Below are 22,259 nucleotides of genomic sequence, written 5' to 3' on the forward strand. Positions count from 1 at the left end.
TTCTCAAGATAACTTTTTCATGGTACATTGATTACAGACGAAAAAGGAGGTTTTTTTTTGGGTAGTATTCCTGTCATCGTCATTGTTGGTCCAACCGCTGTCGGAAAAACAAGTCTGAGTATCGAACTAGCAAAAAAATTTAATGGGGAGATTATTAGTGGGGATTCTATGCAGGTTTATCGTGGCCTGAACATTGGTACGGCGAAAATCACATCAGAAGAAATGGAAGGGATTAAACACCACTTAATAGATGTGACGGAACCGGCAGAACCATTTACTGCTGCGAAATTCCAATTAGAAACAAGACGCCTTATAGAGTTGATACATAAACGAGGAAAAACGCCAATTATTGTCGGTGGAACGGGTCTTTATATACAATCCGTTTTTTATGACTATGATTTTGGTAATTCCAGTGGAGACAAAGTTTATCGGTTGGAATTAGAACTTTTAGACAATGATGCTTTATGGCAAAAGTTAAATCAGCTTGATCCGAAAAGTGCTACACTAATTCATGCAAATAATAAACGGCGTGTCATTAGAGCGCTAGAGGTGATGCATTCAACTGGAAAACCATTTTCAGAGTATCAAATCCATCACGAACAAAATAAATTATATAAGCCTCTTTTTTTAGGATTAGATTTAACAAGAGAAATACTTTATCAACGAATCAATGACCGTGTAGATGAGATGTTTAAGCAAGGGTTAGAAGCAGAAGCAAGAGCTTTATATATGCAAAAGCTAGTGGATGTTCCAGCCATTAAAGGCATTGGTTACAAAGAATTATTTGCGTATTTTGAAGGTAATATATCTTTAGAAGAAGCAAAGTCGTTAATTCAGAAAAATTCGCGTCATTTTGCCAAACGACAATTAACCTGGTTTAGAAATCGTATGGATGTTAATTGGATTGAAGCAAATACAAAGACAACATTTACCGAAGCAATAAAACAAGTAAATGAATTTTTGGAAGCGAAATAAGCTTTTCTGTTTGGTAATAAGAAATAAAGGGTATTTGAAATTAGCCAACCAAAACAAAAGTTGGGTTTTTGGGAAAAATTTGTAGAAGATATAGAGATTGGAGAGGGAAATTATGAAACAAGGTGGACAAGGCTTACAGGACTATTACTTAAATCAATTACGTAAGGAAAAAATTCTTGCAACGGTATTTTTAACAAATGGTTTTCAATTAAGAGGACGCGTTGTAAGTTTTGACAATTTTACGGTATTACTTGATGTAGAAGGAAAACAACAACTTGTGTTTAAACATGCAATTTCAACTTTCTCCCCGCAAAAGAATGTAGCTTTAAATCCTGATGCGGAATAAGTAATTCATTTAAAAGGCAGGAAACTCGTGTTTGCGATGTTTCATGTCTTTTTTTTATGCAGAAAATATGCTACGATTAGTTTTGTCTGAAAAGGGAGAAGTGGTTATGGAACAGGAGAAAATAATCCTCGTTGGAGTTTTTTTGCCAAATAGAACAGAAGAAGCTTTTTGGAATTCCATCAGAGAGCTTCGTAGCCTCACTAGTACTGCTAATGGAGAAATTGTAGATGAGCTGATTCAAAAATTAGAACGAGTGAATCAAGCTTCTTTTATCGGTTCAGGAAAGTTGTTAGAATTAGCTGAATTAGTGGAAATGCATGAAGCGGATGTAGTTATTTTTAATAGTGAACTAAGTGCTACCCAAGTGCGAAATATCTCTAAAGTTGTTGCCGCTCGTGTTATCGACCGAACGCAATTAATTTTAGATATTTTTGCGATGAGAGCTAAGTCAAGGGAAGGTAAGTTACAAGTAGCATACGCGCAATATAAATATTTACTTCCACGGTTAAGTGGGCAAGGAGCTTCCCTATCTAAACTAGGGGGCGGCATTGGTTCAAGAGGTCCTGGTGAATCAAAATTAGAAATGGACAAACGACATATTCGTGAAAAAATGGATGATATTCGAGCGCAATTAACTCATGTAGAAAAACATCGAAAACGTATTATTAATCGGCGTAATGAGCAAGCGATTTTTCGTTTTGGCTTGATAGGTTATACAAATGCTGGTAAATCCACTATATTTAATCGACTTACACATGAAACAACGATAGAAGAGGATAAATTATTTGCCACACTTGATCCAACAACTAGAAAAATTCGATTTGCTGGAGGATTTCAAGCGCTTTTAACAGATACGGTAGGTTTTATTCAAGATTTACCAACCACATTAATTGCAGCATTTCGTTCAACACTAGAGGAAACGGCTAATGTAGATGTCTTAATTCATGTTGTAGATGCATCCGATTCGGATTATTTGCAGCATGAAACGACTGTACTAGCACTATTAACTGAATTAGAAATGAACCATATTCCAATATTAACTGTCTATAATAAAATAGATCAAATCACACAAGGTTTTATTCCGGATAGACCAGAACATCTCCTAATTTCCGCTCTAGCTACAACCGCACCTACTAGCTTGAAACAACGAATGATTGAATTAATTGAAAAGAATTGGCACTATTTTTCAAAAGAGATTTCAGAAGAGCAGGGAAAAGAATTAGCACAAATAAAACAACGAGCTTGGATTACTAAACTAGAATATTTAGAAGATAACAAAGCTTATTTAGTCGAGGGTTATCAGCCTAGGAAGGAGCCTACTAATGACTGAGATTCAAAAAATTAGGGCAAAAGTAGAACAACAAATTACTTTTTTACAAAACGAAACCGATCAAATAGCAGAATTCAATCAAGCAAAAGTACTACATGCATTTCAAGAAAATAAAGTAAGTGATTTTCATTTCCATCCATCCACTGGATATGGTTATGATGATGAAGGAAGAGACACTTTAGAACGAGTCTATGCCACAGTTTTTCGTACAGAAGCTGCTATAGTTCGACCACAAATCATTTCGGGCACACATGCGATTTCAACAGTACTTTTTGGCATTCTTCGTCCTAATGATGATTTGCTTTATATCACTGGCAGCCCATACGATACATTAGAAGAAATCGTTGGAATTCGTGATAAAAAACAAGGCTCATTACGAGATTTCAATATTGGATACGATGCCGTTCCTCTCACTAAAAGTGGCGAAGTAGATTTTATAGAAGTAGCTAAAAAAATAACAAGCAGAACAAAAATGATAGGGATTCAACGCTCCAAAGGTTATGCTAATCGACCTTCTTTTACCATTGCCAAAATTGCTAAGATGATTACATTTGTGAAAAAAATTAATCCGGAAATCATTGTTTTTGTTGATAATTGTTATGGAGAGTTTGTAGAAAAATTAGAACCGACAGAAGTTGGCGCTGACATTATAGCAGGATCTTTAATTAAAAACCCGGGTGGTGGACTCGCAAAAACAGGTGGATATATAGCCGGGACAGAAAAATTGGTCGAATTATGCGGCTATCGATTAACTACCCCAGGAATTGGTAGAGAAGCAGGAGCCTCTTTATATAGTTTATTAGAAATGTATCAAGGTTTCTTTTTAGCTCCACATGTTACGGCTCAAGCTGTCAAAGGAGCTAGATTCACAGCTGCTATGCTTGCGGAATTTGACGTAGAAGCAGATCCGGTTTGGGATGCGCCAAGAACAGATTTAATTCAAAGTGTCTCCTTTCATAATAAAGATAAAATGGTTGCCTTTGCACAAGCAATCCAAGCAGCATCTCCTGTGAATGCACATGTCTTACCAATTGGTGCATATATGCCAGGTTATGAAGATGACGTGATAATGGCAGCAGGTACATTTATACAAGGAGCGAGTCTAGAATTAACCGCAGATGGACCAATTAGAGAACCATTCCAATTATACGTGCAAGGCGGTTTAACCTACGAACATGTTAAAATTGCCGTCACACGAGCTATTGAAAATACACTTTTAAAAAGTAACATTGATATTTCAAAAAAGTTTTAAAAATTTTACCGCGAATTTAAAGTTCGCGGTTTTTTGGTGCGTAAAAGACTGGTATATAAAGGTTTTGGTATATGTTAGATTATCTTACATAAATTTGACAAAACATCTGACGTACATTATAATGCTACTATCATCAAAAAATAATTATGTTTTGAGGAGGAATTGTCGTGAGTGAAAAGGAAATACGCAGATCTATGCCGCTTTTTCCAATTGGACCTGTGATGAAGCTAACCGATCTCACCGCTAGACAAATTCGCTATTACGAAGACCAAGAATTAATCCACCCAGCTCGCAATCAAGGAAATCACCGTTTGTATTCACTTCAAGACATTGATGTTTTACTGGAGATTAAAGATTATTTGAATGACGGTCTGAATATTGCGGGAATTAAGAAAATGTATCAAATGCAGCAAAGAGAATCCAAAGAACCTTTAACAGATGAAGATGTTCGAAAAATACTTAGAAAAGAAATGCAACAAGCTGGCCGTTTTGTTAAGCAAGATTCAACAGGCAAACAACAATTACCAAGGTTTTAAAAAGATAAAAAGAGGTATTTACTTTATTTAGAAGTTAATATAATTAGACTATTTAGGAGGAATTTAGATTATGGCAAAATATACAAAAGAAGACATTTTCCGCTTCGCAGATGAACAAAACGTAAAATTTATTCGCTTACAGTTCACGGATATACTCGGGATTATAAAGAATGTGGAAATTCCTGTTAGCCAACTAAAGAAAGCACTAGACAATAAAATCATGTTTGATGGTTCCTCCATAGAAGGTTTTGTACGAATTGAAGAGTCTGATATGTACTTATTCCCAGACCTAGACACTTGGGTTGTATTCCCTTGGACTGCTGAAAAAGGGAAAGTTGCAAGAATGATTTGTGATATTTATAATCCTGACATGACACCATTTGCAGGAGATCCGCGTGCTAACTTAAAACGTGTACTTAAAGAAATGGAAGAGCTTGGTTTTACTGAATTTAACTTAGGACCAGAACCAGAATTTTTCCTATTCAAATTAGATGAAGATCGTCGTCCGACACTTGAGCTAAATGATAGTGGTGGTTACTTCGATTTAGCACCTACTGATTTAGGTGAAAATTGTCGTCGTGATATTGTACTTGAATTAGAAGAAATGGGCTTTGAAATTGAAGCTTCTCACCATGAAGTAGCTCCAGGTCAGCATGAAATTGACTTTAAATACGAAGATGCTATTACGGCTTGCGATAGTATTCAAACATTTAAACTAGTTGTTAAAACAATTGCTCGTAAACATGGCTTGCATGCTACATTTATGCCAAAACCATTATTTGGCGTGAATGGTTCAGGAATGCACTTCAATATGTCATTATTTACCGAAGAAGGCAATGCATTTTTCGATAAAGACGGCGAACTTGAATTAAGTCAAACAGCTTATCATTTCTTAGGTGGTATGTTAAAACATGCTCGTGGGTTTACAGCTGTTACTAATCCAACCATTAACTCGTTTAAACGTTTAGTTCCAGGTTACGAAGCACCATGTTATATCGCTTGGTCAGGTAAAAATCGTAGCCCGCTTGTACGTGTACCAAGTTCTCGTGGTTTAAGTACCCGTTTAGAATTACGTAGTGTTGACCCGTCCGCTAATCCGTATTTAGCGATGGCAGTACTATTAAAAGCTGGTTTATCTGGAATTAAAGATGAACTAACTCCTCCAGCTCCAGTTGATCGTAATATTTATGGAATGAATGAAGAAGAACGTGAAGCAACTGGGATTTATGATCTTCCGGAAAGCTTGGGCCATGCTTTAATTGAACTTGAAAAAGATGAAACAATTAGAGCTGGTTTAGGTGAACATATTTTCGAACACTTTATTGAAGCGAAAACAATTGAGTGCGATATGTTCCGTACAGCAGTTCATCCGTGGGAACGCGATCAGTATCTGGAAATCTATTAATACTAAAAATCTCGCTTCCTAATTTAGGAGGCGAGATTTTTATTTAGGATGAAAAAACACTCTGCACAAAAATATGCAGGGTGTTTACTTATGCTTTATAAAGAACATGTGGCTTTAACGGATCTCCATCGATTAACGCTGGATGTTCAAAAGTAGCTATTTTTGTTAAATTGATTTTTTTCATTACTTGTTCGGAAGGCTTATTTAAAGCAGCTGTAAAACTATATATTTCAGCTATGGATGTTTCTTCTTTTGCGAATGTCAGAGCTCTTAAGGCGCCTTCAGTGGCATATCCCTGATTCCAGGAGCTTTTTCTTAAGCGCCAACCTATTTCAATACAGGGAGTAAAGTCGGCTTCGAAAGTAGTTTTATGAAAACCAATAAAACCAATAAATTCACCGCTAGATTTTTCTTCTATAGCAAATAGTCCATAGCCAAAAGAAGTTAACTCTGCTTGATTTCTAGCTATTAAGGCGTTACTTTCTTCTTTCGTTAAAATAGAAGGAAAGTATTTCATAACGTCTTTATCCGCATTCATCACACTAAATGGGGCATAATCGCTTGGTAAATAATCTCTTGCAAGTAGTCGTTCCGTTTCAAAATAGATCAACCTAGACACCACCTGTCAAAAATAAGACTTGTTAGCGAATATCGCGATATAGACCAATCACTTTACCAAGAATAGTTACATTATTAAGGATGATTGGTTCCAATGCATCATTTTCTGGTTGCAATCTAAAATGATTAGATTCTTTATAGAAACGTTTGCAGGTTGCTTCATTTTCATCTGTCATTGCTACAACGATTTCTCCATTTATAGCAGAATTTTGTTGGCGAACAATAACTTTATCTCCGTCTAGAATTCCAGCATTAATCATGCTTTCTCCGTCAATTTCTAACATGAAGACATTTGTCTCACCAGCAGCCATATATTCAGGAAGTGGAAAATACTCATCAATATTTTCGATTGCTGTAATAGGCATACCAGCTGTTACTTTTCCGATAATGGGAATATTAACCACATTTGGCGTTTCGGCCTCGTCTTCTAAGGACAATATTTCTATTGCACGAGGTTTAGTTGGATCACGTCTAATTAATCCTTTGCCTTCAAGACGAGCAAGATGGCCATGGACAGTTGAGCTAGATGCAAGTCCAACAGCTTCACCAATTTCACGTACGGAAGGTGGATAGCCTTTTTCTTTTACTTCGGACTTTATAAATTCATATATATCTTGTTGACGTTTAGATATTTTCATGGTTTCACCTCATTGATTTAATGGTTATTTTATAATTCAAGTATAGCAAAAGAAAATCCAATATGCAAACAAAGGTTCGTTTTTTTTATTGACATATGCGAACGACTGTTCTATAATATAGAAAAGCGAACATACATTCTTTTGGAGGGATTATTAATGACTTTAAAATTATTTTGGGATAAATTCTATGTTTCTATTATATTTGTAATTACTTGTTTAGTTTTGGGGATTGTTTTGATGTGTACGGTTGTTGGAAGTAGCAGTGATTATTCAAAAGTGAATGTAGATGAAGGAGATTCACTTTGGGCATTAGCAGATCAATATGCCGGAAAAAGTGATATGGCAAAAGCGGATTTTGTATCTTGGGTGGAAAAAGAAAATAATCTAACGGACGGGCATATTAAAGCAGGAGAATCAGTGGTTATTCCAGTCCATGAAACAAAGCTATTAAATAGTGATACAAGTATTCAATTAGCAAATCAATGAGCAGGTTTTGGCTTTTATATATGATATAATGATAAGAAAGTGGTGACGATATGCTGCTTTCTTATTTTTAATATAATAAAGAAAAGGATGAAGCGCTATGTTAGAGAAAGCTAAAATAGACCGTATTAATGAACTTTCAAAAAAGAAAAAAGCAGGAACCTTAACTGCTACTGAAAAAACGGAACAAGAGAAGTTAAGAAAAGAATATATAAAATCATTTCGAACTCATATGAAAGGCACGATTGAAAATACGACGATTATTGATCCTAAGGGGAATGACGTAACGCCGCATAAAGTGAAACAAATGAGAAAGAATAATAACTAGAAATTAGTACCAAATGAACAAAAGTGCGCAAATGAACAAAAATAACAATCAATTAAGCAATTTAAAGCAATTTTTAGTTGTGTTAATTGCTTTTTAGGCTTATTATTAAAAGTAGTTAAAATTATATTGAAGAGAGGATGTTTCATTTGTTCGATAACACAGATACTTTAGCAGTGAATACAATTCGTACATTATCAATGGATGCAATTCAAAAAGCAAATTCAGGTCATCCAGGCTTACCTATGGGAGCAGCACCAATGGCTTATGCACTATGGTCTCGCGTACTAAATACCAATCCTAAGAATTCTCATTGGTTTAACCGTGATCGTTTTGTACTTTCTGCTGGACATGGTTCAATGCTTTTATATAGTTTACTACATTTAAGTGGATTTAAATTAGATTTAGAAGACTTAAAAAACTTCCGTCAATGGGAAAGTAAAACTCCAGGACACCCAGAATATCGTTATACGGATGGTGTAGATGCAACAACTGGCCCACTTGGTCAAGGGATTGCAATGGCGGTCGGTATGGCAATGGCAGAACGTCACTTAGAAGCCAAATATAATAAAGATGGCTTCCCAGTAGTAGATCATTATACTTATGCATTATGTGGAGATGGCGACTTAATGGAAGGTGTTGCTTCAGAAGCGGCTTCCTATGCAGGTCATCAACAATTAGGTAGATTAGTATTATTATATGATTCCAATGATATTTCGCTTGACGGTGATTTAGATAAATCTTTCTCTGAAAATGTAAAACAACGGTTTGAAGCATATGGTTGGGAACATTTACTAGTAAAAGATGGAAATGATACTGCAGAAATTTTAGCAGCAATCGAAAAAGCAAAACAAAATACTTCTCAACCAACGATGATTGAAGTAAAAACAGTTATTGGTTTTGGTGCTCCTAATGAAGGTACTAGCAAAGTGCATGGTGCTCCACTAGGTGAAGAAGGTATTTTAGCAGCGAAAAAAGCATATGGTTGGAATTACGAAGAAAAATTCTTTGTTCCTGAAGAAGTAACTACACGTTTTAAAGAAACTATTGCTGAGCGCGGAGAGAAAGCAGAAGCAGCTTGGAATGAACTATTTGCCGATTATAAAGCAAAATATCCAGAGCTTGCTAAACAATTAGAAGATAGCTTAAATAATAAATTACCAGCGGATTGGGCTGCTGATTTACCAGTATATGATGATACAAAAGCATTAGCTAGTCGTGCATCAAGTGGTGAAGTAATCAATGCATTAGCTGCAAAAGTTCCAACACTGTTTGGTGGTTCTGCTGACCTTGCTGGTTCTAATAATACAACAATTAAAACGGATGGTGAATTCACAAAAGCAACACCTGCTGAACGAAATATTTGGTTTGGTGTGCGTGAATTTGCAATGGGTGCTGCTTTAAATGGTATGGCTCTTCATGGTGGTTTACAAGTGTATGGAGGAACATTCTTCGTCTTCTCGGATTATGTTCGTGCAGCCATTCGTTTATCAGCTATACAACATTTGCCAGTAACATATGTGATGACACATGACAGTATTGCGGTTGGGGAAGATGGACCTACACATGAACCTGTCGAACAACTTGCTAGTCTGCGTGCAATGCCAGGACTTTCTGTTATCCGTCCTGCTGATGGTAATGAAGTTGTGGAAGCTTGGAAATTAGCTATTACATCTGTTTCTACTCCACATGTGCTGGTACTAACTCGTCAAGGTTTACCAACACTACCAAATTCTGCTAAATTATCTGCAGAAGGTGTTAAAAAAGGTGCTTATGTTATCTCACCGGCTACAAAAGAAGTGCCAGATGCTATTATTCTTGCAAGTGGTTCGGAAGTTAACTTAGCTATCGAAGCGCAAAAAGAACTTCTAGCGGGAGGAACAGACGCATCTGTTGTAAGTGTACCTTCATTTGACCTATTTGAACAACAGTCAGCTGAATATAAAGAAAGTGTTCTACCAAATGCGGTAAGAAAACGTGTTGCAGTAGAAATGGGCGCTAGCTTTGGCTGGGAACGTTATGTTGGTTTAGATGGAAAAGTAATTGGTATCGATAAATTTGGTGCTTCTGCTCCAGGTGAAACAGTCATTCATAATTATGGCTTTACTGTCGAGAATGTTGTAAAAACAGTTAAATCATTATAATTATTCGAAACAGGTCGCTACTAGTTTTTCTTGTAGGGCCTGTTTTTTATTGCGATAATTGATTGCGTGGTATTCCCTTTAATGATATAATTACGAGGTTGTTTGAAGCTTTTATTGCTAAATTGATCAAGATGATATGTTTTAATGAAAAGTATTGTCTGTTTAATATAAATCAAGTACAATAAAAGAGGATTTTGTTTCAAGGAGGAGAAAAGAGACTATGTGGATTTACATTCTTGTCGGCATTATTTGTTTGCTAGCTGGTCTTGCGGGAGGATTTTTTATTGCGAGACGTTACATGATGAGCTATTTAAAAAACAATCCGCCAATTAATGAACAAATGTTACAAATGATGATGGCTCAAATGGGTCAAAAACCATCACAAAAGAAAATTAACCAAATGATGAGCGCGATGAACAAACAGCAAGAAAAAGAAAAACCAAAAAAAGCGAAGAAATAATATTGAACAAGTTAAAACCCTTCTAAAAAGTATGCGTAATTGCTACTAAGTTTAGAAGGGTTTTTTATTTATATTTTTGTAGAAGAAATTATCAGCATCATAGGGCGACGGTATTCATCTTGCATTTCGGGCAAGTTTTTTAATTCCGGTGCTGGTTGTGGCTCAATAATACTTTTAATTTGGAAACCATTTTGAATGAGTGTTTGAATATAACTAGTTAATGTTCGATGATACTTTTGAACTTTTTCACCCAAAAATGTAGTGGTTCGTAGTGATTCATTAAAATACTGATCTACTGGCCAGTGCAAAGAGGTACCGTGTGAGTCTGTGAAAAAAGTTTGTGAACCTTCCGCTGTAAATACAGGATGCTCTACAGAAAAAACGAATGTGCCATTTGGTTTTAAATTAGTGGATACTTTTTGGCAAACAGAGTGAAAATCTGCAACATAGTGAAGAGCAAGAGAGCTTAAAACAACATCATAGCTTTCTGGTTCAATATCCATATCTTCTATTGCTTTCTGTTGATAGCTAATCACGGGAGAAGTCGTTTTTTGCCGTGCTTCTGTTAGCATTCGATTAGATAAATCTACTCCTACAACTTTTTTTGCGCCATGTTCGGCAGCATATATACAGTGCCAACCAAATCCACAACCTAAATCAAGAACAGTTTTTCCGTTGAAATCAGGAAGCAACTTTTTTACTTCATGCCATTCACCAGCAGCTTTTAGACCTTCTTTGGAACGGGGCATTTGGCTATATTGATCAAAAAATGTTTTATTATCATATTTATTTTCTTGCATGTTAATCCTACTTTCTTTGGTTAATCGGATGCTTGACTGAATTCTTTATCCAGGAAGAGGTGAGCAAGACCACTCACTTGTTTTAAACGCAAGATTTCATTGGCATCCATTCCGATATTTTTCATAATCCAGTTGTCAGACATTCCACTATCTGCAAGTTCTCCGACAATATTCGACATTAATTCGACATTATGAAATCCTCTTGCTCGGTTATGACGAATAGTAGAAGCAATTCGATTAACTGTATTTTTTTCTAAAATAACCACAGGAACCATTTCATTTTCTCGTTCTCGAATACGTTTCGAAGTTTTCATTATAGTAAAACGATGAAAACCATCGATTATTTCGTAATTGCCGGAATCTTCTAGTGGATAACAAACAATAGGTTGTGTAAAACCATCTTCCCAAATAGATTTTTCAAGTAATTTTAATTCAGTTGCAGGGACTTTGTTCGGATTATAATTATTAGCTTGAAGTTTGGAAAGATGAACAGGGATAACGTTGTAAACAGGGCTTTTGTAATTCATCAAATCACCTCATAAAATATTATTATATTTTTCTAATGCTCTTTTTCGCTTTTCTAATTCCAATTTCGTTTGGCCAAATCCCATGTATTTACAAGAATAATCATTTTTCAAAATCGCTATACACATTCGTTTATATGTGGGGACGCTCGAAAATTCTTTGATTTTAAGGTCATCTGGATATTCTTTGAAACGCACAACCTCCATTTTATTCGTATAGGTTCGTTTGTTTCTTGGTGCACCGAGGAAATCAGCTTGTACATTTAAGTCTTTTAATTCTTGTACCGTTTCAACTTTTAATGCACCGCCCGTTTCGGTCCAGTAGTTGATACTAGTTTTAAATTTTTTTAGATAGCGTTCTCTTGTATAGCTTGGTAAAGTTGTCAATAAAAATTCTAAATAGGATTTCCATGTATGGTTTTTTGGTAAGTTAATTTCTTTCCAAGCCATCGCGGAAGTACCTCCATAGATAGCGGTGAAATTGGCTCCGTTCACTCTACCGACTAGTTTTGACCAAAGTGCTGGTTCGATAACTCGATATAATTTGAGGCTTTCTGTCGCAGAATCATTAAAAGGACTAGCGACACGCATATCACTTATAGTTAAACCAGCGTGAAAGAACAAATCATAAATTTTGTTATAATCCCAATTGAATTTGGCATTTGCAATCCAAATATCTTCTACCGACCAATCGTGGATAGGATAGCCGTTATAAATATTATTTGTAATCTCGGTTGTCCAATTGTAGGTTTTATACATTCGTTCTTTTTTATGTATGGCATTGTATCGATTTAATGATTCTTGTTGTCGAATGCCAATTAATGCTATCGTTTTTTTTGCTCCGCTATGCTTATGTAACCACTGAATAATTTTTCGATTAAATTCATAGTCCCAAATACCGTGGAAATCGAAATCAAAGGGGGCGTTGTCTTCATTAATAACAAAAGGAAAATCAGGCATTTCTCTTACCCAAATAGGTTGTTTTGCTTTTTCCCAAGGTATCCAATGATCCGTGAACATTGAAACTGCTGACTGTGCTGCAATAGGAAGGCAACACCATAGCGGTTCGATAATATCTAGATTACTTGTTAATGTATCTGTTACAAAGTCTGTTGTTGCAGTATATTGTCCTTCATAATCTAAATGATAAACATAGATTTTTTTGCGAATTTGATGTTTGCGCATATAATCAATAACTAACTGGAGCATAACAGCACTATCTTTTCCACCTGAAAAGGAGACAATTATATTATCGAATTCATTAAATATCACATCTAATCTTTCTTGGGATGCTTCAAGAACTGTTTTAGAATACATTCATTATCACCTCAAAGGAGTTTTTTTGTGAAAGTTCTTTTTTTATTTCATGTAATAAATTAGTTTTTTGGGATATATTTGAGTCAATGATATTATCAAGCCCAACGTTGCCACTTAGATCATGATAGTAACAATCATTTATTTGTCCAGTGCGATAAATACGACGTTCGGATTGATCACGTTGAGAATAGTCAAAAGTTTTATCAAAATAGATAATTTGGTTATATGCTTGTAAATTAAGTCCGTATGCAGATTTTGCAAAAGTAGTTACTTTAACATTTGGAAATGCTTTGTGAAGTGCTTCTTCAGATCGTTTATACTTACAAAAAATAATAGTAGAGTCTTCTTTATCTGCAATTAAAGATTCTGTTATGGTAAATTTTTCTGAAGAGAGGCAATAACTATGTTGCATGACTTGGGACATTTCTAGAAAATTTATATTTATTGTGTAAGCAGCTGCTTTTTGAAGATAATCTTCTTTTAGCTCATAATATTTTTTTAAGAGATCCTCGTCAATGTTATAATCGTGCCGGATATAATGCCAATCAATTTTTAAGTCAAGTGAGGACGAGAAAATAAACGGAGTAATTAAGTTATATAAGTACTCTAAATTATGATACTTTTTAATAATATCAATGGATTGTTTTTTCGTTTCAGTTAGTTGAGTAATGGTGACATATTCGCAAAATGTTTTTTTGAATTGAGAAAAAGATAAATTTAATATTTTGGGAGATAGAAATTCTAACTGAGACCATAAATCTAAAATATTACGACTTAATGGAGTTCCATTCATAATTAGACGATAATTTGCCAAACGAGCAAGCTTAATCGCTCTTTGGGTTCGAAGTGCATGTTTGTTTTTAATTTTCAAACTTTCATCCATAATAATGTAACTATTTTTAGAATTCTTCAGTTTTTCTCGACAATGTAGATAAAGTTTGTCTGAATTAGAGAGTGACTCAATACCAACAATATCTTGTGGAAAATGATAGTCCCATTTTTTAATTTCATTTGCTAAATTTTCTTTTGTTTGAAAAGGAGTAAGCCAAAGTACATAATCAGGTTCTACTTCATTGATTAATTCGCAAGCAACTCTTGTTTTTCCAGCTCCTGGTTTCATAAACAAGGCGCCAACTTTATATTGCCGTAATTTTTCTATTGCTAATTGTTGATTATCTAATAAGGTCATTATTAATTATCACATCTTTTTTCAGTTTTTTTGGTATGTGTGTTTGGACTCTAATAATCGTATCATTGACTTTTTTAGTATGAAAGGACTGCATAATAACTTTATTATCTTTTTCAAAAATGTCTATCATTTCAGTTGCATCAATTACTTTTTTTTCTGTATGCTTCTTTATTTGAAACTTCCAAGTATCCGGAAAGTAAAAATAACTGAATTTTGATGAAATAGAAAAGACCATTTTTTTAGGGAGTAAGAAAAAATAACCTTGATAGAGGCTTTCAGACGGCATTTCTATTATGGCTTGTTTATCCCATGTTTCAATTTGTTCGCTATATGTATAAAGTTTGTTCCATTTAACCATAAAAAGCAAATCTCCCGAGCATTTTGTCATTTTAGTTCAATTTTATCTATTTTATGTATTCATTTTATCACAAAAATTATAGCTATACGTTAAAAAAAAGGTATTTATGTAATTTTTTTTACTAAGAGTTTTTAAAAATGAAAGATTTATATTGTTAAAAACTGGCTAATTACTCCTTTTTAAAATGTTTTTTCATTTTTTAGTAGAAAACACTTTTGTAATAGCCAGCTTTTTAGTAGAATAGATAATGGTGGATAGAGCTTTTTCTATCTATGAATAGAATATGAAATTGGAGGCTATTATGGATACCCCAGATTATAAACGAGTTGTATTAAAATTAAGCGGTGAAGCACTTGCCGGAAATGACGGCTTTGGAATTAACCCGAGCGTTGTCAATTTGATTTCTGCTCAAATTAAAGAAGTGGTAGAATTAGGAGTGGAAGTAGCTATTGTTGTTGGCGGCGGAAATATCTGGCGTGGTAAACTTGGTAGCGAAATGGGAATGGACCGCGCGGCAGCTGACCAAATGGGTATGCTCGCTACTATTATGAATTCACTATCCCTACAAGATTCTCTGGAAAATATTGGTGTAGCTACACGTGTACAAACTTCCATCGATATGCGTCAAATTGCTGAACCTTATATTCGCCGTAAAGCGATTCGTCATCTTGAAAAAGGACGGGTAGTTATTTTTGCAGGCGGTACAGGAAATCCGTATTTCTCAACAGATACAGCAGCAGCGCTTAGAGCAGCTGAAATCGAAGCAGATGTTATTTTAATGGCAAAAAACAATGTTGATGGCGTCTACAATGCGGATCCAAAATTAGATGAAAATGCTAAAAAATATGAAGAATTATCCTACTTAGATGTTATTAAAGAAGGTTTAGAAGTAATGGATACAACGGCTTCATCATTAAGTATGGATAATGATATTCCGTTAATTGTCTTTTCGTTTACAGAACAAGGTAACAATATTAAACGTGTTATTTTAGGTGAAAAAATTGGAACAACTGTTAGGGGGAAAAAATAATGAGTAAAGAAGTATTATCAAAATCAAAAGAAAAAATGGAGAAGGCAGAGCAAGCACTAACTAGACAACTTGGGACAATTCGTGCCGGTCGTGCAAACGCCTCACTACTTGATCGTTTATCTGTAGATTACTACGGAGCAGCAACACCAGTAAATCAAATGGCATCCATAAGTGTTCCGGAAGCTAGAATGTTACTTATCACTCCATATGATAAAACAATTTTAGGGGAAATTGAAAAAGCTATTTTAAAATCCGACTTAGGATTAACACCTAATAACGATGGCTCGGTTTTACGTTTATCTATTCCGCAATTAACAGAAGAACGTCGTAAAGAACTTGTTAAAGAAGTGAAAAAAGAAGCAGAAGAAGCAAAAGTAGCTGTCCGTAATATTCGTCGTGAAGCCAATGAAGACTTGAAAAAATTAGAAAAAAGCGGTGATATCACAGAGGATGATTTGCGTTCTTATGGTGAAGATGTACAAAAACTAACAGATGAAAGTATTAAAAACATCGACAGCATCACGAAAGAAAAAGAAGCGGAAATCTTAGAAGTTTAATTGATACTTATACTAGTAATAACAAATAAAGGAACGAACCTTTTAAGTTGAACTGACATTCCTAATTCTTTCCATATGTGTTGGGTTAGGAATGTTTTTTTATGAGTAATTCCATCTTTCTCATGAAACTCTCATCTGTTCACATGGAATTTTTAGTACATTAATTGATTCTTTTTTGTTATTATAGGTATAGACATGCTCTAAGAAGTGTATCAATTGGAGGATTTATGATGTTTAAAAAGCTATTTCGACAAGATGAAAATATATTAAATAGTGAACTTGCAGAAGATTTGCCTATCCCTCGCCATGTTGCCATTATTATGGATGGTAATGGAAGATGGGCGAAAAAACGTTTTTTGCCGAGGATTGCTGGGCATAAAGAAGGTATGGACGTTGTGAAACGTGTGACACGATATGCGAATGCTATTGGTATTGATGTGCTAACCCTTTATGCTTTTTCAACTGAAAATTGGAAACGACCTACAGATGAAGTGGATTTTTTGATGAAGCTACCTGTAGAATTTTTTGATTCTTTTGTACCAGAGTTGATTGAAGAGAATGTTCGTGTTAATGTGATGGGATATAGAGAAAATTTACCAGACCATACGATGCGTGCCGTTGAAAAAGCAATTGCGGATACAGCACATTGTACAGGGCTAACGCTTAATTTTGCCTTGAATTATGGTGGACGTTCAGAGATTGTCACTGCAGCGAAAGAAGCTGTGAAGGAATTAGTATTAGAAGGAAAGTCAGCAGATGATTTAACAGAAGACATGTTGAATAACCACTTGATGAGTAGTGGGCTTGGGGATCCAGACTTATTAATAAGAACAAGTGGAGAGCTTAGATTAAGTAATTTTATGTTATGGCAATTAGCTTATAGCGAATTTTATTTTACAGATACACATTGGCCTGATTTTTCAAAAGAAGATTTTTTACAAGCGATGATTGAGTATCAAAATCGTTCGCGCCGTTTTGGAGGGCTTTAGGGAGGAAACAAGATTGAAAACAAGAATTATTACTGCAGTTGTTGCGCTGATATTTTTTATTCCTTTTGTTATTTACGGGGGGATTCCATTTGAATTATTAAGTATTTTATTGGCGACAATTGCGCTTTATGAAGTACTTGTTATGACAAAACAGCGAATTTTTTCAGTGAATGGAATAGTCACTTTGCTACTTATGTGGTTAGTTGTCGTTCCAGATCGATATTTGAACTTTCTGGAAGAATTGCATATTACCGAAATGGAAATTATTTTTATTTTAATGGCATTGTTGCTTGCTTATACTGTGTTTTCACGAAATAAATTCCATTTTGATCAAGTGGGAATTAGTATGGTTGCCGCTTTTTATACAGGATTTGGTTTCCACTACCTTACATTAACTCGTGATGCAGGTTTAATGTTTGTGTTATTTGCACTATTTATTGTTTGGTCTACTGATACTGGGGCTTATTTTATTGGAAAGGCAATGGGTAGACATAAACTCGCGCCAAATGTTAGCCCTAATAAAACAATCGAAGGTTTTATTGGTGGAATTGTATGTGCATTAGTTATTGCAGGTGGTTTTTATTATTTTGCTGATTTGCCAGGAGATATCGCTATCATTTTAATATTACTTGTATTTTTATCTATATTTGGACAACTTGGAGATTTGGTAGAATCTGCATTAAAACGGTTTTATGGTGTGAAAGATTCTGGGAAAATTTTGCCAGGGCATGGTGGGATTTTAGACAGATTTGATAGCTTATTGTTTGTATTACCGCTGTTACATATACTTCAAATTATATAATTGGAGATGGGATAATGAAAAAAATCATTTTACTGGGAGCAACTGGTTCTATAGGTACACAAGCATTAACGATTGTTCGGGATAATCCAGATAAATTTCAAGTTGTCGCTATGAGTTTTGGGCGCAATATGGAACGAGGTCGAGCAATTATTCAAGCATTTAAACCACAAATGGTTGCAGTCTGGCACTCAAGAGACAAAGCAACTCTAGAAGCTGAATTTCCTGATGTGAAAATTTTTAATGGAATGGATGGGCTTAGAGAAGTGGCGACTTGTCCTGATGGGGATGTATTGCTAAATGCTGTAATGGGAAGTGTTGGTTTACTGCCTACTTTGGATGCAATTGAAGCTGGTAAAAATATTGCGATTGCGAATAAAGAAACACTTGTTACAGCGGGACATTTAGTAATGAACGCAGCTCGAGAAAAAAAGATTTCATTATTGCCAGTAGACAGTGAACATTCAGCTATTTTACAAGCATTAAACGGTGAAAACCCTGAAAGAATAAAAAAAATCATACTTACAGCAAGTGGTGGAAGTTTTCGTGATAAAAATCGTGAACAACTTAGCGAAGTTACGGTTAAGGAGGCGCTTAAGCATCCTAATTGGAACATGGGAAATAAACTAACGATTGATTCTGCAACGATGTTTAATAAAGGGCTAGAAGTTATGGAAGCACATTGGTTGTTTGACGTCAGCTATGATGCAATTGATGTTGTGATTCAACGTGAAAGTATTGTCCATTCTATGGTTCAATTTGTTGACGGTAGTTTTATGGCTCAACTTGGGACACCAGATATGCGCATTCCCATTCAATATGCGCTTACTTGTCCTGATAGATTCTTAGTACCGTTTGAAAAGGAGTTCCAAATAACGGATTTTTCTGCACTTCATTTTGAAAAAGTGGATTATGAAAGATTTCCGGCATTGAAACTCGCGTATAATGCTGGTAAAATAGGTGGAACAATGCCGACTGTTTTAAATGCGGCAAATGAAATTGCGGTAGCTGGCTTTTTAAATGGCCAAGTTGCGTTTTATAATATTGAAGCACTTGTTGAAAATGCAATGAATCGGCATGCTAGTATTTCGAACCCTGATTTGGATACTATTTTGCAGGTAGATAAAGAAACTCGAGCGTATGTAAAGACACTTTTATAGAGGTGAAACTATTTTGACAACTATTATTGCTTTTATTTTTGTATTTGGATTGATTGTATTTTTCCATGAGCTTGGGCATTTTTTGTTTGCAAAACGTGCTGGAATTATGGTGAAAGACTTTTCCATTGGATTTGGACCGAAAATTTTTGCTTATCGAAAAAAGGAAACACAATACACGATTCGCTTATTACCAATTGGTGGATATGTACGGATGGCGGGAGAAGATGGCGAAGAGATTGAGTTGAAACCTGGTTACCGAGTAGGTTTAGAGCTTACGCCAGAAGAAACCGTTAGCAAGATTATTGTTAATGGGAAGGATCAATATGTAAATGCACAACCCATTGAAGTATCCGCTTGCGATTTAGAGAAAGAACTATTTATTGAAGGTTATGAAGACTACGATGATACGAAAAAAGTGCGTTATCAAATAGAACGTGATGCGCTTGTCATTGATGGGAAAATCGAAACAATGATAACACCGTATGATCGTTCCTTCAATGCTAAATCATTAGGTAACCGAGCAATGACTATTTTTGCCGGTCCGCTCTTTAACTTTATTTTAGCAATATTAATATTTACGGCACTTGCTTTTGCACAAGGTGGGGTCCCGAGTACTGATAATACACTTGGAAATGTTCTTCCAGACGGTGCTGCAGCTGAAGCAGGACTTAAAAAGGGTGATGAAGTTCTTTCTATTAATGGGAAGGAAACTAATTCTTGGGCAGACATTGTTCAAAGTGTTTCTGAAAACCCGGGAAAAACGCTTGATTTTAAAATAGAGCGAAATGATAAAACGCAAGATGTAGATGTAAAACCTGAGACACAAAAAGAAAACGGTAAGGAAGTCGGCAAAATTGGAGTAGAAACGCCAATGGATACTTCTTTCTCTGCTAAAATAACTAATGGCTTTACACAAACATGGAATTGGATTGTACAAATATTTACTATACTTGGCAATATGTTTACTGGCGGATTTTCATTAGATATGTTAAACGGCCCTGTTGGTATTTATACAAGTACACAACAAGTCGTTCAATATGGCTTTATGACCGTCCTAAATTGGACAGCTGTTCTAAGTATTAATTTAGGTATTGTAAATCTATTACCGTTACCAGCACTTGACGGTGGACGCCTCATGTTCTTCCTTTATGAACTTGTTCGCGGAAAACCTATCGATCCAAAAAAAGAAGGAATAATCCACTTTGCTGGATTTGCACTTTTGATGGTTCTAATGATTCTTGTCACTTGGAATGATATCCAACGAGCATTTTTCTAAACAATAAATAAAAAGGGAAAAAGGGGTGTTTTAAATGCGTCAAACGATGACATTTATACCAACATTAAAAGAAGTCCCAGCTGATGCAGAAGTAAAGAGTCACCAACTACTTCTTCGCGCTGGTTTTATAAGACAAACAGCTAGTGGGATCTATAGCTATTTACCACTTGCAACATTGATGCTACGAAAAATCGAAACAATTATCCGAGAAGAACTTGAAGCAATCGGGGCTGCAGAACTCCTAATGCCTGCACTTCAACCAGCGGAACTTTGGCAAGAGTCTGGACGCTGGAATGATTATGGTCCAGAGTTAATGCGTCTAAAAGATCGTGCTTCTCGTGACTTTGCACTTGGACCAACACATGAGGAAGTTATTACGGCACTTTTACGTGATGAAGTGAAATCATATAAACGTTTACCATTAACTTTATACCAAATTCAAACAAAATTCCGTGATGAAAAACGTCCACGCTTCGGTTTATTACGTGGTCGTGAATTTATTATGAAAGATGCTTATTCTTTCCATGCAACAAGTGAAAGTTTGGATGAAGTCTATGAGTTAATGCACCAAGCTTATTCTAATATATTTACCCGTTGTGGACTTGAATTTCGTTCTGTTATTGCGGATTCTGGTTCAATCGGTGGAAATGAATCCAAAGAATTTATGGCATTATCTGATATTGGAGAAGATACAATTGCCTATAGTGATGCTTCCGACTATGCAGCGAATACAGAAATGGCAACCGTTTTATATATGGAGAAAAAATCACATGAGCTAGAAAAAGAACTTGAAAAAGTGGCGACTCCAGACCAAAAAACGATAGCGGAAATTGTTGCATTTTTAGAAGTTCCAATCGAAAAGACGATGAAATCAATGCTTTATCAAGTAGATGATGAAGTGATTATGGTACTAGTTCGTGGGGATCATGAAGTAAATGATATTAAAATCAAAAATGCTTTAGATGCTACCAATGTAGAGCTAGTTGATCCAACTGTAGCAATTGAACTATTAGGTGCTAACTTTGGGTCACTTGGTCCAATTGAAGTACCTGAAAATATCCGTATTTTTGCTGATAATGCTGTAAAAGATATGGTTAATGCAGTGGTTGGTGCTAATGAAGATGGTTTCCATTATATTAATGTGAATGCAGCGCGTGATTTTAACGTAGCTAGTTATTTTGATTTACGAATGATTCAAGTAGGTGATTTATCGCCAGACGGTCAAGGAGTTATTAAATTTGCTGAAGGAATTGAAGTAGGTCATATTTTCAAACTAGGCACCAAATATAGCCAGGCGATGAATGCTACAATTTTAGATGAAAATGGACGTGCTCAACCAATTATTATGGGATGTTATGGAATTGGTGTTTCTCGTATTTTATCCGCCATTGCAGAACAGTCTAATGATGAAAATGGTCTAGTATGGGATAAAAAAATCAGTCCATTTGATTTACATTTGATTCCTGTTAACATGAAGAGTGAAGAACAAGTTGCATTTGCTGAAACGCTTTATGATTCTTTACAAAAAGCTGGTTTTAGTGTCCTAATTGATGATCGTGCGGAACGTGCTGGTGTTAAATTTGCGGATGCTGATTTGATAGGCTTACCGATTCGCATCACTGTTGGTAAAAAAGCAACGGAAGGTATTGTAGAAGTGAAAATTAGAAAAACTGGTGAAATGATTGAAGTTCGTCAAGAGGAACTTTTAAATACATTGCCAATTCTTTTTGGAGATAAATAATTACAAG

Annotated in this window: 24 protein-coding genes; 17 read left to right on the forward strand and 7 right to left on the reverse strand. The window is 35.3% G+C overall.

Translation table 11 applies throughout. The annotated features are described in order from the left end of the window. Window positions 1-57: 57 nt before the first annotated feature. The 6 genes from miaA to glnA all read left to right on the forward strand — a co-directional run bounded on the left by miaA (window position 58) and on the right by glnA (window position 5,844). Window positions 58-975 (forward strand): tRNA (adenosine(37)-N6)-dimethylallyltransferase MiaA, encoded by a 918-nt coding sequence (gene miaA, locus HCJ45_RS00775; protein ID WP_187123733.1) that lies wholly within the window; start codon window positions 58-60, stop codon window positions 973-975. A 112-nt stretch (window positions 976-1,087) separates the two neighbouring features. Further along, complete coding sequence (gene hfq, locus HCJ45_RS00780) at window positions 1,088-1,321, forward strand: RNA chaperone Hfq (protein ID WP_003719566.1); 234 nt, start codon at window positions 1,088-1,090, stop codon at window positions 1,319-1,321. A gap of 106 nt (window positions 1,322-1,427) precedes the next feature. Beyond that, window positions 1,428-2,651, forward strand: coding sequence for a GTPase HflX (gene hflX / locus HCJ45_RS00785; RefSeq protein WP_187123734.1), 1,224 nt, complete (start codon window positions 1,428-1,430; stop codon window positions 2,649-2,651). Further along, window positions 2,644-3,903 (forward strand): methionine gamma-lyase family protein, encoded by a 1,260-nt coding sequence (locus HCJ45_RS00790; protein WP_187123735.1) that lies wholly within the window; start codon window positions 2,644-2,646, stop codon window positions 3,901-3,903. Before hflX ends, HCJ45_RS00790 begins: the two co-directional genes overlap by 8 nt. A gap of 167 nt (window positions 3,904-4,070) precedes the next feature. Further along, entirely contained in the window at window positions 4,071-4,439 is a 369-nt protein-coding gene (locus HCJ45_RS00795) for a MerR family transcriptional regulator (RefSeq protein ID WP_185348541.1), read from the forward strand. A gap of 70 nt (window positions 4,440-4,509) precedes the next feature. Continuing rightward, window positions 4,510-5,844: a type I glutamate--ammonia ligase gene (gene glnA / locus HCJ45_RS00800; RefSeq protein WP_185348539.1), complete on the forward strand. Its 1,335-nt coding sequence runs from the start codon at window positions 4,510-4,512 to the stop codon at window positions 5,842-5,844. Between the two features lie 88 nt (window positions 5,845-5,932). Here glnA and HCJ45_RS00805 read toward each other — a convergent pair whose 3' ends face one another. Further along, window positions 5,933-6,454, reverse strand: coding sequence for a GNAT family N-acetyltransferase (locus tag HCJ45_RS00805; RefSeq protein ID WP_187123736.1), 522 nt, complete (start codon window positions 6,452-6,454; stop codon window positions 5,933-5,935). Between the two features lie 31 nt (window positions 6,455-6,485). After that, a complete protein-coding gene (lexA, locus tag HCJ45_RS00810; RefSeq protein ID WP_185348537.1) occupies window positions 6,486-7,100 on the reverse strand; it encodes a transcriptional repressor LexA in 615 nt (204 codons plus the stop codon). A 156-nt stretch (window positions 7,101-7,256) separates the two neighbouring features. Here lexA and yneA point away from each other — a divergent pair, with 156 nt between their 5' ends. From yneA to HCJ45_RS00830, 4 genes are all read left to right on the forward strand, one after another. Further along, on the forward strand, window positions 7,257-7,586 hold the full coding sequence (gene yneA, locus HCJ45_RS00815) for a cell division suppressor protein YneA (RefSeq protein ID WP_185348535.1): 330 nt from the start codon (window positions 7,257-7,259) through the stop codon (window positions 7,584-7,586). Window positions 7,587-7,683: 97 nt separating this feature from the next. Continuing rightward, a complete protein-coding gene (locus tag HCJ45_RS00820; RefSeq protein ID WP_187123737.1) occupies window positions 7,684-7,911 on the forward strand; it encodes a DUF896 domain-containing protein in 228 nt (75 codons plus the stop codon). A gap of 146 nt (window positions 7,912-8,057) precedes the next feature. Next, the gene (gene tkt / locus HCJ45_RS00825) at window positions 8,058-10,052 is read left to right on the forward strand and encodes a transketolase (RefSeq protein WP_187123738.1); all 1,995 of its coding nucleotides are present in this window, start codon (window positions 8,058-8,060) and stop codon (window positions 10,050-10,052) included. Window positions 10,053-10,272: 220 nt separating this feature from the next. Next, on the forward strand, window positions 10,273-10,512 hold the full coding sequence (locus tag HCJ45_RS00830; RefSeq protein ID WP_003723442.1) for a YneF family protein: 240 nt from the start codon (window positions 10,273-10,275) through the stop codon (window positions 10,510-10,512). Window positions 10,513-10,580: 68 nt separating this feature from the next. On the opposite strand, the gene HCJ45_RS00835 is transcribed toward HCJ45_RS00830, so the two are convergent. Genes HCJ45_RS00835 through HCJ45_RS00855 form a run of 5 tightly spaced genes read right to left on the reverse strand, consistent with a single transcriptional unit; the run spans window position 10,581 to window position 14,700 of the window. Further along, complete coding sequence (locus tag HCJ45_RS00835) at window positions 10,581-11,312, reverse strand: class I SAM-dependent methyltransferase (protein ID WP_185397692.1); 732 nt, start codon at window positions 11,310-11,312, stop codon at window positions 10,581-10,583. Between the two features lie 20 nt (window positions 11,313-11,332). Beyond that, entirely contained in the window at window positions 11,333-11,839 is a 507-nt protein-coding gene (locus HCJ45_RS00840; RefSeq protein ID WP_187123739.1) for an IbrB-like domain-containing protein, read from the reverse strand. A 9-nt stretch (window positions 11,840-11,848) separates the two neighbouring features. Next, window positions 11,849-13,153, reverse strand: a complete 1,305-nt coding sequence (locus HCJ45_RS00845) for a phosphoadenosine phosphosulfate reductase (RefSeq protein WP_187123740.1) — start codon at window positions 13,151-13,153, stop codon at window positions 11,849-11,851. Continuing rightward, window positions 13,143-14,342 carry an SNF2-related protein gene (locus HCJ45_RS00850; RefSeq protein WP_187123741.1) on the reverse strand — a complete coding sequence of 400 codons (1,200 nt, stop codon included), beginning with the start codon at window positions 14,340-14,342 and terminating at the stop codon, window positions 13,143-13,145. The genes HCJ45_RS00845 and HCJ45_RS00850 overlap by 11 nt, the downstream gene beginning before the upstream one ends. After that, the gene (locus tag HCJ45_RS00855) at window positions 14,326-14,700 is read right to left on the reverse strand and encodes a hypothetical protein (RefSeq protein WP_187123742.1); all 375 of its coding nucleotides are present in this window, start codon (window positions 14,698-14,700) and stop codon (window positions 14,326-14,328) included. The genes HCJ45_RS00850 and HCJ45_RS00855 overlap by 17 nt, the downstream gene beginning before the upstream one ends. Before the next feature lie 301 nt (window positions 14,701-15,001). On the opposite strand from HCJ45_RS00855, the gene pyrH reads away from it, so the two are divergent. From pyrH to HCJ45_RS00890, 7 genes are all read left to right on the forward strand, one after another. Next, on the forward strand, window positions 15,002-15,730 hold the full coding sequence (pyrH, locus tag HCJ45_RS00860; protein WP_003723449.1) for a UMP kinase: 729 nt from the start codon (window positions 15,002-15,004) through the stop codon (window positions 15,728-15,730). Then, on the forward strand, window positions 15,730-16,287 hold the full coding sequence (frr, locus tag HCJ45_RS00865; RefSeq protein ID WP_185349041.1) for a ribosome recycling factor: 558 nt from the start codon (window positions 15,730-15,732) through the stop codon (window positions 16,285-16,287). Before pyrH ends, frr begins: the two co-directional genes overlap by 1 nt. A 230-nt stretch (window positions 16,288-16,517) precedes the next feature. Continuing rightward, window positions 16,518-17,276, forward strand: a complete 759-nt coding sequence (gene uppS / locus HCJ45_RS00870) for an undecaprenyl pyrophosphate synthase (protein ID WP_187123743.1) — start codon at window positions 16,518-16,520, stop codon at window positions 17,274-17,276. Window positions 17,277-17,289: 13 nt separating this feature from the next. Further along, window positions 17,290-18,078, forward strand: a complete 789-nt coding sequence (locus HCJ45_RS00875; RefSeq protein ID WP_185349045.1) for a phosphatidate cytidylyltransferase — start codon at window positions 17,290-17,292, stop codon at window positions 18,076-18,078. Between the two features lie 14 nt (window positions 18,079-18,092). Next, window positions 18,093-19,235, forward strand: coding sequence for a 1-deoxy-D-xylulose-5-phosphate reductoisomerase (locus tag HCJ45_RS00880; RefSeq protein ID WP_187123744.1), 1,143 nt, complete (start codon window positions 18,093-18,095; stop codon window positions 19,233-19,235). 13 nt (window positions 19,236-19,248) lie between these two features. Next, window positions 19,249-20,511: an RIP metalloprotease RseP gene (gene rseP, locus HCJ45_RS00885; RefSeq protein ID WP_187123745.1), complete on the forward strand. Its 1,263-nt coding sequence runs from the start codon at window positions 19,249-19,251 to the stop codon at window positions 20,509-20,511. A gap of 34 nt (window positions 20,512-20,545) precedes the next feature. Beyond that, a complete protein-coding gene (locus tag HCJ45_RS00890; RefSeq protein ID WP_187123746.1) occupies window positions 20,546-22,252 on the forward strand; it encodes a proline--tRNA ligase in 1,707 nt (568 codons plus the stop codon). Window positions 22,253-22,259: the final 7 nt, after the last annotated feature.

The sequence above is a fragment of the Listeria immobilis genome, assembly GCF_014322845.1.
In the GTDB taxonomy this organism is placed as follows: domain Bacteria; phylum Bacillota; class Bacilli; order Lactobacillales; family Listeriaceae; genus Listeria; species Listeria immobilis.

Excerpts from the sequence above, each read along its gene's own strand:
- hfq (WP_003719566.1), top strand. The coding sequence starts at position 1,088 with ATGAAACAAGGTGGACAAGGCTTACAGGACTATTACTTAAATCAATTA.
- hflX (WP_187123734.1), top strand. The coding sequence starts at position 1,428 with ATGGAACAGGAGAAAATAATCCTCGTTGGAGTTTTTTTGCCAAATAGA.
- HCJ45_RS00790 (WP_187123735.1), top strand. The coding sequence starts at position 2,644 with ATGACTGAGATTCAAAAAATTAGGGCAAAAGTAGAACAACAAATTACT.
- glnA (WP_185348539.1), top strand. The coding sequence starts at position 4,510 with ATGGCAAAATATACAAAAGAAGACATTTTCCGCTTCGCAGATGAACAA.
- lexA (WP_185348537.1), bottom strand. The coding sequence starts at position 7,100 with ATGAAAATATCTAAACGTCAACAAGATATATATGAATTTATAAAGTCC.
- yneA (WP_185348535.1), top strand. The coding sequence starts at position 7,257 with ATGACTTTAAAATTATTTTGGGATAAATTCTATGTTTCTATTATATTT.
- HCJ45_RS00820 (WP_187123737.1), top strand. The coding sequence starts at position 7,684 with ATGTTAGAGAAAGCTAAAATAGACCGTATTAATGAACTTTCAAAAAAG.
- HCJ45_RS00830 (WP_003723442.1), top strand. The coding sequence starts at position 10,273 with ATGTGGATTTACATTCTTGTCGGCATTATTTGTTTGCTAGCTGGTCTT.
- HCJ45_RS00835 (WP_185397692.1), bottom strand. The coding sequence starts at position 11,312 with ATGCAAGAAAATAAATATGATAATAAAACATTTTTTGATCAATATAGC.
- HCJ45_RS00840 (WP_187123739.1), bottom strand. The coding sequence starts at position 11,839 with ATGAATTACAAAAGCCCTGTTTACAACGTTATCCCTGTTCATCTTTCC.
- HCJ45_RS00845 (WP_187123740.1), bottom strand. The coding sequence starts at position 13,153 with ATGTATTCTAAAACAGTTCTTGAAGCATCCCAAGAAAGATTAGATGTG.
- HCJ45_RS00850 (WP_187123741.1), bottom strand. The coding sequence starts at position 14,342 with ATGACCTTATTAGATAATCAACAATTAGCAATAGAAAAATTACGGCAA.
- HCJ45_RS00855 (WP_187123742.1), bottom strand. The coding sequence starts at position 14,700 with ATGGTTAAATGGAACAAACTTTATACATATAGCGAACAAATTGAAACA.
- pyrH (WP_003723449.1), top strand. The coding sequence starts at position 15,002 with ATGGATACCCCAGATTATAAACGAGTTGTATTAAAATTAAGCGGTGAA.
- frr (WP_185349041.1), top strand. The coding sequence starts at position 15,730 with ATGAGTAAAGAAGTATTATCAAAATCAAAAGAAAAAATGGAGAAGGCA.
- uppS (WP_187123743.1), top strand. The coding sequence starts at position 16,518 with ATGTTTAAAAAGCTATTTCGACAAGATGAAAATATATTAAATAGTGAA.
- HCJ45_RS00880 (WP_187123744.1), top strand. The coding sequence starts at position 18,093 with ATGAAAAAAATCATTTTACTGGGAGCAACTGGTTCTATAGGTACACAA.
- HCJ45_RS00890 (WP_187123746.1), top strand. The coding sequence starts at position 20,546 with ATGCGTCAAACGATGACATTTATACCAACATTAAAAGAAGTCCCAGCT.